Genomic DNA, 12,262 nt, shown 5'->3' on the forward strand with positions numbered 1-12,262 from the left:
GTCCGGGGCGGAGGGTGCAAGAGGGTCGGCGGGGGAAGGTGCGTCCGGGGACGTCGGGTCGGCCCCGCCCGCGCTCCGGGCCCGGCCTCCGCTCCGGGGTCGGCTCCCCGGCGCGTGCCCGGCGGTGCCACGCCCCCGCGTGCGTCCGTCGGCGACGACGAGACGATGGCGCTGCGGGTCCCGGAGCCGCCGTCGGCGGCCTCTGGAGCCCCGGCCGGCACTCCGGAGGCCGGAGCGCCCGGTGAGGGCCGCGCGGCCCGCAGAAAGGCCGCCAGGCGCCGTCACGGCCGCCGTGGCGGCGGAGCGGGAGCGGCCGGAGGGACGGCGGCGGGTCCGGTGGCGGGTCCGGCGGCGGGTCCGGTGGCGGGGACGGCGCGGGCGGAGGCGGCCGCCGCGCCGCTGTCCCGGGTGGAGGCCCGCCGGCTGGCGCGGGCGAGCCGGCCCGGCCCGGCCGTCCTCGTCAGCCGCTTCCTCGGCGAACTGTTCATCACCCTGGGCGTGGTGATGCTGCTCTTCGTCACCTACCAGCTGTGGTGGACGAACGTCCGCGCCCACGCGCAGGCGGGCGACGAGGCGCACCAGCTCCAGGACGACTGGGCGAGCGGCAAGCGCAGTCCGGGCACGTTCGAGCCGGGGCAGGGATTCGCCATCCTGCACATCCCGAAGCTGGACGTGGTGGTGCCGATCGCGGAGGGCACCAGCAAGACGAAGGTCCTGGACAAGGGCATGGTCGGCCACTACGGACCGGGCGACCTGAACACGGCGATGCCGGACGCGAAGACGGGCAACTTCGGCCTCGCGGGCCACCGCAACACCCACGGCGAGCCGTTCCGGTACATCAACAGGCTCCGGCCGGGCGACCCGATCGTCGTCGAGACGCAGGACGAGTACTTCGTCTACAAGATGACGAGCATGCTGCCGGTGACGTCGCCGGCCAACACCAGCGTGCTGGACCCGGTCCCCAAGGGGTCGGGCTTCACCGGTCCCGGCCGCTACATCACGCTCACCACGTGCACCCCCGAGTTCACCAGCAAGTACCGGCTGATCGTCTGGGGCAAGATGGTCGAGGAACGGCCGCGCAGCAAGGGCAAGCCGGATGCGCTCGTCAGTTAAAGGGCAGATGCGACAGTGGCAGCGACCACGGACGACACGGCAGTGCACACCGACGACCGCCCGGCGCCACGCCGCCGCCGCGGCCGGCTGGCCCTGGCGGTCAGCGTCCTCGGCGAACTCCTCATCACGGCGGGACTGGTGCTCGGCCTGTTCGTCGTCTACTCCCTGTGGTGGACGAACGTCATAGCGGACCGCAAGGCCGACCGGCAGGGCGACCGGATCCGCGACCAGTGGGCCCACTCCGCCCCCGGCGGCCCCGGCGCGCTGGACACCAGGGACGGCATCGGCTTCCTGCACGTCCCGGCCCTGCGCAACGGCGAGGTCCTGGTGAAGAAGGGCGCCTCCACGGACGTCCTGAACGACGGCGTGGCCGGCTACTACACCGACCCGGTCAAGGCGACGCTGCCGACGACCGGCAAGGACGGCAACTTCTCCCTCGCCGCCCACCGGGACGGGCACGGCGCGAAGTTCCACAACATCGACAAGATCGAGAAGGGCGACCCGATCGTCTTCGAGACGCGGGACAAGTGGTACGTCTACAAGGTCTACGACATCCTGCCGGAGACCTCGAAGTTCAACGTCGACGTGCTCTCCCAGGTCCCGAAGGAGTCGGGCGTCACCAAGCCCGGCCACTACATCACCCTGACGACCTGCACCCCGGTCTACACGTCCCGCTACCGGTACGTGGTGTGGGGCGAACTGGTCCGCGTGGACGAGGTGGACGCCAAGCGCACCCCGCCCAAGGAACTGCGGTGAGCCGGTAGCGCTCCTCGCGCCCCGGACACGACGGAGCCCCGGCGCCCTCATCGAGAGGGCGCCGGGGCTCCGTTCGTACGTCGGGACGGGACGGGCGGGCGGTCAGCCGAAGATGCCGCCGTTGTCGTTGCCCTGGTTGTCGCCGCCGCCATTGTTGCCGCCGTTGTTGCCGCCGCCGTTGACGGCGATGGCGGTCAGGATGATCTGGGTGTCACCCGGGTTGTCGACCTGCTGGCCGGGCTGCGGGTTCTGCTGGATGACGCGGGCGTTGTCGTCCTGGCTGCCGAGCACCTGGACCTTGGTGAAGCCGTTCTGGGCCAGGATCTGCTTGGCGGTCCCCAGCGTCTGGTTGCGGACGTCCGGCACGGCCTTCTGCTGCTGCTGGAGCTTGCCCACGTGGATGGCGACCTGGGAGTTCTTGTCCACCGAGGTGCCGGGGGCCGGGACGGTCTCGATGACCTTGCCGTCCTGGTTGGCGTCGGTGGTGGGGACGTCGGTGCAGTTGCCGACGAGGTCGTTGTCCTGCATCAGGGACTTCGCCTCGTCACAGGTCTTGCCCCGCACGTCGGGCACGGTCGCCTTCGCCACCGCCTTGGCCACGGTCAGGGTGACCGTCGAGCCCTTCTCCACCTCCTGGCCGTTGACCGGCTTCTGCTCCAGGACGGTGTTCTCCTGCTCGGTCGACTCCTGGTACTGGACCTCGACCTTGAACTGGTAGGGGTCGCCCTCCAGCTTGGACTTGGCCTCGTCCAGGCTCAGCCCGCCCACACCCGGGACCTGGACCTTCGCGGCGCCGGTCGAGACGACGAGGTTGACCGTGTCGCCCTTCTTGACCTCGGTGCCGGCCTTCGGGTCCTGGTCGCAGACGCTGCCCTTGGGCTGGTCGTCGCAGGGCTTGCGGGTGGGCTGCGCCAGCTTCAGGCCGACGTTCTCCGCCGAGTTCTGGGCGTCGGCGTAGGTCTGGCCGACGAAGTTGGGCGCCTTGAAGGTGTCGTTGTTCACGCCGTGGCCGCTGAAGGCGTACTTGCCGATCAGGATGGCGCCGACGAGGACGAGGAGAGCGGCGACGATCAGCAGGATCGTCGAGGTGTTCGACTTCTTCTGCCGGCCGCGCCGGTCGGGGCGCTCGTCGTAGCCGTAGCCGCCGTCGTCGGTGTTCATCGGCGGCAGCATCGTCGTGGCCGCACCGGCGCCCGGGTCGGAGCGCAGCGCCGTCGTGGGCTGGTCGTCCGGGTAGCCGCCGTAGCCCACCGCGCCGAGGGCGGCGGTGGCCGCGACCGGCTGGCCGTCGAGGCAGGCCTCGATGTCGGCGCGCATCTCGTCGGCCGACTGGTAGCGGTAGTCGGGGTCCTTGACCAGCGCCCGCAGCACGATCGCGTCCATCTCGGGCGTGATCTCCGGGTCGAAGACGCTCGGCGGCTGGGGCTCCTCGCGGACGTGCTGGTAGGCCACCGCGACCGGGGAGTCGCCCACGAACGGCGGACGGACCGTCAACAGCTCGTAGAGGAGGCAACCCGTCGAATACAGGTCCGAACGGGCGTCCACCTGCTCGCCCTTCGCCTGCTCCGGCGAGAGGTACTGGGCGGTGCCGATGACCGCGGCCGTCTGCGTCATCGTCATGCCGGAGTCGCCCATGGCGCGGGCGATGCCGAAGTCCATGACCTTGACCTGGCCGTTGCGGGTCAGCATGACGTTGGCCGGCTTGATGTCGCGGTGGACGATGCCGCTGCGATGGGCGTACTCCAGGCCCTGGAGGATGCCGATGGTCATCTCCATGGCCCGCTCGGGCAGCAGCTTGCGGCCGCTGTGCAGCAGCTCGCGCAGCGTGGAGCCGTCGACGTACTCCATCACGATGTACGGGATCGAGACCCCGTCGATGTAGTCCTCGCCCGTGTCGTAGACCGCGACGATCGCGGGATGGTTGAGCGAGGCGGCCGACTGGGCCTCCCGGCGGAACCGGGCCTGGAAGGAAGGGTCACGCGCCAGGTCGGCGCGCAGCGTCTTCACCGCCACGGTGCGGCCCAGGCGGGTGTCGTGCGCGAGGTACACCTCCGCCATGCCACCACGGCCGAGCACATGGCCCAGCTCGTACCGGCCGCCGAGGCGACGCGGCTCTTCCATAGTTCCCTACCAGCCCTCTCCGTCGGTCCCGGCCGGCGCGGTCGCGCGCGGCCGGAGACTGCCGTCCGGGCCTACCGTACCCGGCTCGTTCTGTGTGACCTGGCCAAGCTCGTCACCCGATACAGGACCGGTATCGCAACGTGCACCGATGTGAAGGGGACGTGATGGGGGTCACTTCTTGGAGTTGATGACCGCCTCCATGACGCTCTTCGCGATCGGCGCGGCCAGGCCGCCGCCGGAGATGTCGTCACGGCTGGCGGCGCTGTCCTCGACGACCACGGCGACCGCGACCGGCGCGCTGCCGTCGCTGGTCTTGGCGTAGGAGATGAACCAGGCGTACGGCTTCTCGCTGTTGTTGACGCCGTGCTGCGCGGTGCCGGTCTTGCCGCCCACGGTCACGCCGCCGCCGATCTGCGCGTTCTTGCCGGTGCCGTCCGTGACGACCGTCTCCATCATGGACTGCAGGATCTGGGCGTTCTTCGAGGACAGCGGCCGGCTCATCTCCTCCGGCTGGGTCTGCTCCAGGGTGTCCAGGTTCGGCGAGGTGAGCTTGTCCACCATGTACGGCTTCATCAGCTTGCCGTCGTTGGCGATCGCCGAGACGACCATGGCCATCTGGAGCGGGGTGGCGGCGGTGTTGAACTGGCCGATCGAGGACTGCGCGACCTGCGAGGGCTCCATCTTCTCGGAGAAGACCGAGGCGTTGGAGCGGACCGGGGTGAACTGCTCGCTGTCGAAGCCGAACTTCTTCGCCTCGGCGAGCATCTTGTCGTTGCCGAGGGTGGCGCCGATCTTGCCGAAGACCGTGTTGCAGGACCACCGCAGCGCCTCGCGCATGGTGGCGTTCTTGCAGGGGATGTTGCCCTCGTTGGGCAGCGGGGTCCGGGTGCCCGGCATGATCCACGGGTCCGGCGAGTCGGTGTGCTGGTCGGCCGAGGTGTACAGGCCGTTCTCCAGCGCGGCGGCCGCGGTGACCACCTTGAAGGTGGAGCCCGGCGGGTAGGTCTCGCGCAGCGCCCGGTTCTGCATCGGGTCGTCCGGGTTGTTCTTCTTCTGGAGCTGCTGCCAGGCCTTGCCGTCCGCGCTGGAGGCCCCGGCGAACGACGAGGGGTCGTACGACGGGTAGGAGGCGAGCGCCAGGATCTTGCCGGTGGACGGCTCCAGGGCCACCACCGCGCCCTTGCCCCGGGACTTCAGTCCGTTGTAGGCGGCCTTCTGCGCGGCGGCGTTGAGGGTGGTGACGACGTTGCCGCCCTGCTTCGGCTTGCCCGTGATCATGTCCAGGGTGTTGCGGAAGAAGAGCCGGTCGTCGTTGCCGGTGAGGATGCCGTCGTCGAGGTTCTCCAGCTGGGTGGCGCCGAAGGCCTGCGAGGCGTAGCCGGTGACCGGCGCCCACATGGGGCCGTCCTTGTACGTCCGCTTGTACTTCAGGTCGTTCAAGCCGTTGCTCTTGGTCTCCGTGGAGCCGGTGATCGGGGTGTCGCCCACGATGATGTCGCCGCGCGGCACGGAGTAGCGGGCGATGGTGACGCGGCGGTTCAGCTCGTCGTTCCTGAGGCTGTCGGCCTTGGCGTACTGGAGCCAGTTGTCGCGGATGAGCAGCGTGAGGACCAGCAGGCCACAGAAGATCGCGATCCGGCGCAGGGGCTTGTTCACGGGCGGACCACCTGGGTCATCTCGGCGTCGGGGTTGGAGACGGGGGCGGGTGCCGGGCGGCGGGCGGTGTCGCTGATTCTGATCAGAATGCCGATCAGCGCCCAGTTGGCCAGCACCGACGAACCACCGTAGGCCATGAACGGCATGGTCATACCGGTCAGCGGGATGAGACCCATGACACCGCCGGACACCACGAAGACCTGGAGCGCGAAGGCGCCGGACAGGCCGACGGCGAGCAGCTTGCCGAACGGGTCGCGGGCGGCCAGCGCGGTGCGCACGCCGCGCTCCACGATCAGGGCGTAGATCAGCAGGATCGCCATGATGCCGGCCAGGCCCAGCTCCTCGCCGAAGGTGGCGAGGATGAAGTCGGAGTTGGCGGCGAACTTGATCAGGTCCGAGTGGCCTTGGCCCCAGCCGCTGCCGAGGGTGCCGCCGGAGCCGAAGGCCCACAGGGCTTCCATGGACTGCTCGGAGTGGCCGCCGATGCCCTGCCGGCTGAGCTTCCATTCGTTCAGCGGGTTCAGCCACGCCTCCACACGCTGGTGGACGTGCGGCTCGATGGAACCGACGCCGACCGCGCCGGCCGCGGACATCAGCAGACCGAAGACGATCCAGCTGGTCCGCTCGGTGGCGACGTACAGCATGATCACGAACATGCCGAAGAACAGCAGTGACGTGCCGAGGTCGGTCTCGAAGACCAGGATGAGGATCGAGATGACCCAGACCACCAGGATCGGCCCGAGGTCGCGGCCGCGCGGCAGGTAGAGGCCCATGAAGCGGCGGCTGGCCAGGGCGAGCGCGTCCCGCTTCACCATCAGGTAGCCGGCGAAGAAGACGGCCAGGGCGATCTTGGCGAACTCGCCGGGCTGGAGCGAGCCGAGGCCCGGGATGTTGATCCAGATCTTCGCGCCGTAGATGTTGGCCCCGAGGCCCGGCACCAGCGGCAGGACCAGCAGCACCAGCGCGGTGAACATCGAGATGTACGTGTAGCGCTGCAGGACGCGGTGGTCCTTGAGGAAGACCAGCACCACCGCGAACAGCGCGATGCCCAGCGCCGTGTACAGCAGCTGGCGGGGCGCGGCCGTGAAGAAGTTGGGCAGCGACTGGAGCAGCTTCGACTGGTCGAGCCGCCAGATGCACACCAGCCCGAGCCCGTTGAGCAGCGTCGCCAGCGGCAGCAGCAGCGGGTCGGCGTACGGGGCGAACTTGCGGACCACGAGATGGGCGACGCCGGCCAGCAGACCGAGCCCGAGGCCGTAGCTCAAGAGGCCCGAGGGCACCGAGCCGTCGATGGCCAGACCCACGTTGGCGTAGGCGAACACGGGGATGGCGACGGCGAAGACCAGCAGCGCCAGCTCGGTGTTGCGGCGGCTCGGCGCCCCGATGGCGCCGATCGTGGACGTGTGGTGCGTCGGCGGGTTGGAAGTACTGCTCATCGTGTGACAGGGCCTCTCACGGCTTGCTCACTGCATACCGCACGCCGAGACGACCTTCTGCTCTTCCTCCGAGAGAGTGGGGCCGGGGCTGGGTGTGGACGCGGTCGCGGACGTGGACGGAGACGGGGACTTCGACGCCGACTGGTTCGGGGCCGGTGTGGCCTTGGACGTGAAGGCGGTACGGGTGGTTCCCGTGGTGCCGCTCGCCTTGCTCGCGTCCGGCTTGGGCTTGTTCTGGCTCTCGACCGCGCGCCGCTCGGCCTCCTTGCGGCACGCGGAGGCCTGCACGGACAGCTCGTCGACCTTCTTGCGGGCCGCCTGGAGGCTGCTCTCGGCGATCGTCCCCTTGACCTGCTTCTGCCAGTACTCCGGCAGATCGGTGAGCTTGATCTCGGGGTGGTCGGTCTCCACCTTGGACAGCTTCACCCAGGCGAGGTCCTGGCTGATGCCGCGGTAGAGGGCGACGTGGTCCTCCTGGGCGCCGATGTAGTACTGCGTCTGCGTCCAGCGGTAGCCGCCGTAGAGGCCGCCGCCGATGACGGCGAGGGCGAGCACGCTGTAGAGGGACACCTTCAGCCAGCGCCGGCCCTTGCGCGGCTTGACGAAGTCGTCGTCGCCGTAGCCGGCGAAGCCGCCACTGGGGGCGTAGCCGTCGGCGTCGCCGGAGCCGGGCGGGCCGAACTCGCCGCCGCCGCCCTGGCCGCCGCCCTGGCGGCCGAGCCCGGAGGCGCGGCCGGCCGGGGTCTGCATGATGCCGTTGTCGTGCAGGTGGTTCTGGTTCTCGGCGACCGCGCCGACCACGACCGGGGTGTCGGACAGCTGCCCGGCGAGGGTGTCGCCGGTGTCCAGGTCCAGGACGTCGGCGATGATCACCGTGATGTTGTCGGGGCCGCCGCCGCGCAGCGCGAGCTGGATCAGCTCCTGCACGGTCTCCTGCGGGCCCTGGTAGCTGGCGAGGGTCTCCTCCATCGTCTGGTGGGAGACGACGCCGCTCAGGCCGTCGGAGCAGATCAGGTAGCGGTCGCCGGCGCGGACCTCGCGCACGGACAGGTCGGGCTCGACGTGCTCGCTGCTGCCGAGGGCGCGCATCAGGAGGGCGCGCTGCGGGTGGGTGCTCGCCTCCTCCTCGGTGATGCGTCCCTCGTCGACCAGGCGCTGCACCCAGGTGTGGTCCTGGGTGATCTGGGTGAGCACGCCGTCGCGCAGCAGATAGGCGCGCGAGTCGCCGACGTGCACCAGGCCGAGGCGCTGGCCGGTCCACAGCAGGGCGGTGAGCGTGGTGCCCATGCCCTCCAGCTGGGGGTCCTCCTCGACCATGGCGCGCAACTGGTCGTTGGCGCGCTGCACGGCGGTGCCGAGGGAGGTGAGCAGGTCCGAGCCGGGGACGTCGTCGTCCAGGGCGACGATGGTGGAGATCACCTCGGAGGAGGCGACCTCGCCGGCGGCCTGGCCGCCCATGCCGTCGGCGATCGCGAGGAGCCGGGGGCCGGCGTAGCCGGAGTCCTCGTTGCCCTCGCGGATCATGCCCTTGTGCGATCCGGCGGCGAAGCGCAGTGACAGACTCATGCGCACCTCGCCCGTCGGCTCCGGGTACAGCCGATCGTGTCGAGCCACACTGCCCACCCTCCGGTCGGGAGCGCGCCGCGGCCCTGGGTGCCGGCCGCCGCTGCGTGCTCGCTCCGCTCGCGCTCATTCATGACGTAGCACTACTTCCGCAGCTCGATGACGGTCTTGCCGATGCGGATCGGCGCGCCCAGCGGGATCGGCGTGGGAGTCGTCAGCCGGGACCGGTCCAGGTACGTGCCGTTGGTGGAACCGAGGTCCTCGACGATCCACTGGCCGCCCTGGTCCGGGTAGATCCTGGCATGGCGGCTGGAGGCGTAGTCGTCGTCCAGCACGATGGTGGAGTCGTGCGCGCGGCCCAGGGTGATGGTCTGGCCCTGCAGCGCGACGGTGGTGCCGGTGAGGGTCCCCTCGGTCACCACGAGCTTGGTGGGGGCGTTGCGGCGCTGCCGGCCGCCGCCGCCCTGCTGGCCGCGCTGCTGCGGAGGCTGCGCCGCCTGCCGCCCGGTCTGCTGCGGCCGTGCGGCTTCCCGGCGGGCCCCCCGCTGGGTGACGCGCGTACCGAACAGGTCGCTGCGGATGACCTGCACGGCCACGATCACGAACAGCCACAGTACGGCCAGGAAACCCAGCCGCATGACCGTGAGGGTCAGCTCTGACATTGCCCCCGGTTCACCCTTCGGCTTGCCTATAGATAACGGTGGTGCTGCCCACGACGATCCGCGAGCCGTCGCGGAGCGTAGCGCGGGTGGTGTGCTGCCCGTCCACCACGATGCCGTTGGTGGACCCGAGATCCGCGATCGTCGAGGGCGTTCCGGTCCGGATCTCACAGTGCCGGCGGGAGACGCCGGGGTCGTCGATCCGCACGTCGGCGTCGGTGCTGCGACCCAGCACCAGCGTCGGGCGGGAGATCTGATGGCGGGTGCCGTTGATCTCGATCCAGTAGCGGGTGCGGCCGCCGGCCTGCGGGGGCCGCGGCGCGGCGGCCGGCGGGTAGCCGTATCCGCCGGGGCGGCCGGGCGGCGGTGCGGCCGGCATGGGGGGCGCGGCCGCGGGCGGCGCGGCGGGCGGGTAGCCGTAGCCGCCGGGGGCGGCCGGGCGGGGTGGCGCGGCCGGCTGGGCCGGCGGCGGTCCCTGGGGCGCCTGCTGGTTGCTGGAGGAGGCCAGGGTGCGGCTGCGCACCCGGTACAGGCCGGTGTCCAGGTCCTCGGCCTTCTCCAGGTGGACCTTGATCGGCCCCATGAAGGTGTAGCGCTGCTGCTTGGCGTAGTCGCGCACCATGCCGGCCAGTTCGTCGCCGAGCTGGCCGGAGTAGGGGCTCAGGCGCTCGTAGTCGGGCGCGCTCAGCTCCACGATGAAGTCGTTGGGCACGACGGTGCGGTCGCGGTTCCAGATGGTGGCGTTGTTGTCGCACTCGCGCTGCAGCGCGCCCGCGATCTCCACGGGCTGGACCTCGGACTTGAAGACCTTGGCGAAGGTGCCGTTGACCAGACCTTCGAGACGCTGCTCGAACTTCTTCAGGACTCCCATGGGGCACCTCCTCCGTGGTGGCCGTACCTGCGGTTCTTGCCGGTGTTGCGGGTCTTGCCGTCGTGCTGCTGCGTACTGCTTACCTGGTACTGCTTACTGATCGTATCCACGCGCCGGTCGATCGGCTGGTTCCCCCTGTCGGCCCCGTCGACGGTCGTCGACGCGCCCCGCGCCGTGCCGCGGGAGCTGTCCTCCGAGGTTCCCCGCGCAGCCCGTCGCCGAACTTCGCCGCCTGCCGCCGTGCCGTACGTCCGTGCCGTGCTTCCGTGCCGTGCTTCCGTGTCGTACTCCTGCCCAGGATCGTACGGGCGGCCGCAGACCAGTGTCCCGCACCCGGCCGCGGGCTCGGCCCGGCTCCGGGGAAGACGGGCCGGACCGGTACGAGGTTGATACGTGAACGGACACTCACTGATACGGAACAGGGGCTTCCCGATACGGAACAGGGGCCTCCCGCTGTGGACAGGGGGCCTCCCGATGCGGACGGGGCTTCCCGATGCGGATGGGGCCTTCGGGCGGGTCGCGCGGCGGGCGAGCCCGGCGTGGCGCGACGGGACGCGGCAGGACGTGCGCGCAGGCGCGCCGGGCGGCCTCCGCTTCCCCGCCCGGCGGGGAAGCCGCAGGCCCGCCCCGGGAAAGCGCCGCAGGCCCGCCCCTGGAAAGCGATGTGAATCCACCCTGGGGGGCGTGCTAATGTTCTGCGTGTCGGAAGGCGAACGGCCCGAAAGAAGGGCCCGGAGTCGGAAGACACACCCAATGCGCGGGTGGCGGAATAGGCAGACGCGCTGGATTCAGGTTCCAGTGCCCGAAAGGGCGTGGGGGTTCAACTCCCCCCTCGCGCACAGATGAAGTGGGCGGCATCGTGATCACGATGCCGCCCACTTCTGTTTGTCCCGGTGTGGCGGATGTCTCCGGTCGTGGCGGAGCGGTTCGCCGACGGCTGTGAGCAAGGTCTCAGGCCTCCGGCCAGGGGGACGCCTCGCGGGCGTGGGCCCGCGGGGCGGCGGTGGTCGGGCCGGGACGGCGGTGGTCGGTTCGAGGGGGCGCTGGTCGGGCAGGGACGGCGGTGGTGGGTTCGAGGGGCGGCGGTCGGTTCGGGGTGTGCCGGCCGTGGTCACGGCCGGCACGCACCCGCGGAGGTCACTCGCGGCGCCACAGGGCGGGGACGTTGGGCGGTTCCCAGCCGGTCATGGACGTGTGGGCCTGGACGCAGCGGTAGGCGGCGCCGCTGTAGGTGACCCGGTCCCCGGCGGCGTAGGCGTGGCCGGGGACCCATGTGCCGCCCGGCGGGTCGGTGGGCGGGTCGGTCGGATCGCCCGGGCCCGGCGTCCCGTCGACGTTCAGGACGAAGTCGAAGGTGCCCTCCTTGCCGCCGCCGGCCCCGCGCACGTTCATCAGCAGCGTCGCGTCGAACAGGGAGTCGGTGGTGTTGCGCGGCTCGCCGGGGAAGTACAGCTGGGTCGTCAGCACGGGCCGGCCGGGGGCCTGGGCCTTGACATGGAGGTGCCGGGTGCGGCCCGGGTAGAGGCCCGGCACGATCGTGGTCAGCGTGAACGCGCCCTTGGCGTCCGTGAACTGGTGGCCGCGCAGGGTGTACCCGGCCATGTCGTAGTTCCCGGCGTCGTCCGCCTGCCAGAAGTCCAGGAGCACTCCGGCCAGCGGGACGCAGTTGCGGCCGAAGACGTAGCCGCTGACGGTGAGCGGGGTGCCGGTGGTGCCGGCCGTCACCACGTCGGTGCGCAGCGGGGAGTCCGGCTTGAAGTACGGCCCCTCGATCTGGTCGTGCGTCGGGCCGTCGCCGTCGTCGCAGGCGGGCGTCGCGGGCAGGGAGCGTCCTCGGCCCGCGGAGTCCCGGGCGAGTGCCACCGTGCCCGAGAGCAGCGGGAGGGCGGCGCCCGCGGCGACGGCGGCCCTGAGCAGGCTCTTGCGGCTGATCAGGCGTTCGGTTCCGGGGGTGGGCGAGGGGGCGGGTGCGGGGGCGGAGGCGGATGCGGATGCGGGGGCGGTTGTGTGGACGGGGTCGGTGCCGGTCCCGGGGCGGGGGCTGGCGCCCGGGGCGGAGGCGGGCTCGTCGCGGCGGGGGGGCGGCA

At 71.0% G+C, this 12,262-nt stretch carries 10 protein-coding genes and 1 tRNA gene; 3 read left to right on the top strand and 8 right to left on the bottom strand.

The features are described 5' to 3' along the window. Both K7787_RS30615 and K7787_RS30620 read left to right on the top strand, forming a co-directional pair. The coding region (locus K7787_RS30615; protein WP_372456710.1) for a class E sortase at window positions 1–1,113 on the top strand (1,113 nt) is incomplete at its 5' end. A 15-nt stretch (window positions 1,114–1,128) separates the two neighbouring features. Next, window positions 1,129–1,869 carry a class E sortase gene (locus K7787_RS30620; RefSeq protein WP_223003640.1) on the top strand — a complete coding sequence of 247 codons (741 nt, stop codon included), beginning with the start codon at window positions 1,129–1,131 and terminating at the stop codon, window positions 1,867–1,869. Between the two features lie 102 nt (window positions 1,870–1,971). On the opposite strand, the gene pknB is transcribed toward K7787_RS30620, so the two are convergent. The 7 genes from pknB to K7787_RS32200 form a co-directional block, all read right to left on the bottom strand. Next, window positions 1,972–3,990: a Stk1 family PASTA domain-containing Ser/Thr kinase gene (gene pknB / locus K7787_RS30625; RefSeq protein WP_223003641.1), complete on the bottom strand. Its 2,019-nt coding sequence runs from the start codon at window positions 3,988–3,990 to the stop codon at window positions 1,972–1,974. Window positions 3,991–4,161: 171 nt separating this feature from the next. Beyond that, window positions 4,162–5,646, bottom strand: a complete 1,485-nt coding sequence (locus tag K7787_RS30630) for a penicillin-binding transpeptidase domain-containing protein (RefSeq protein WP_009189614.1) — start codon at window positions 5,644–5,646, stop codon at window positions 4,162–4,164. Next, entirely contained in the window at window positions 5,643–7,082 is a 1,440-nt protein-coding gene (locus K7787_RS30635) for an FtsW/RodA/SpoVE family cell cycle protein (protein ID WP_009189615.1), read from the bottom strand. Before K7787_RS30635 ends, K7787_RS30630 begins: the two co-directional genes overlap by 4 nt. A gap of 27 nt (window positions 7,083–7,109) precedes the next feature. Beyond that, on the bottom strand, window positions 7,110–8,648 hold the full coding sequence (locus K7787_RS30640; RefSeq protein ID WP_078512061.1) for a Stp1/IreP family PP2C-type Ser/Thr phosphatase: 1,539 nt from the start codon (window positions 8,646–8,648) through the stop codon (window positions 7,110–7,112). A 140-nt stretch (window positions 8,649–8,788) separates the two neighbouring features. Continuing rightward, on the bottom strand, window positions 8,789–9,307 hold the full coding sequence (locus tag K7787_RS30645) for an FHA domain-containing protein FhaB/FipA (RefSeq protein ID WP_009189617.1): 519 nt from the start codon (window positions 9,305–9,307) through the stop codon (window positions 8,789–8,791). Window positions 9,308–9,317: 10 nt separating this feature from the next. Beyond that, on the bottom strand, window positions 9,318–10,175 hold the full coding sequence (locus K7787_RS30650) for an FHA domain-containing protein (protein ID WP_223003642.1): 858 nt from the start codon (window positions 10,173–10,175) through the stop codon (window positions 9,318–9,320). Then, the gene (locus tag K7787_RS32200; RefSeq protein ID WP_267882879.1) at window positions 10,163–10,285 is read right to left on the bottom strand and encodes a hypothetical protein; all 123 of its coding nucleotides are present in this window, start codon (window positions 10,283–10,285) and stop codon (window positions 10,163–10,165) included. Before K7787_RS32200 ends, K7787_RS30650 begins: the two co-directional genes overlap by 13 nt. Window positions 10,286–10,930: 645 nt before the next feature. Here K7787_RS32200 and K7787_RS30655 point away from each other — a divergent pair. Further along, window positions 10,931–11,014 (top strand) — tRNA-Leu (locus K7787_RS30655). Between the two features lie 298 nt (window positions 11,015–11,312). Here K7787_RS30655 and K7787_RS30660 read toward each other — a convergent pair. Further along, window positions 11,313–12,110: a dioxygenase family protein gene (locus K7787_RS30660; protein ID WP_247721454.1), complete on the bottom strand. Its 798-nt coding sequence runs from the start codon at window positions 12,108–12,110 to the stop codon at window positions 11,313–11,315. Between the last annotated feature and the right edge of the window lie 152 nt (window positions 12,111–12,262).

Origin of the sequence: Streptomyces sennicomposti (genome assembly GCF_019890635.1) — a bacterium.
GTDB lineage: Bacteria > Actinomycetota > Actinomycetes > Streptomycetales > Streptomycetaceae > Streptomyces > Streptomyces sennicomposti.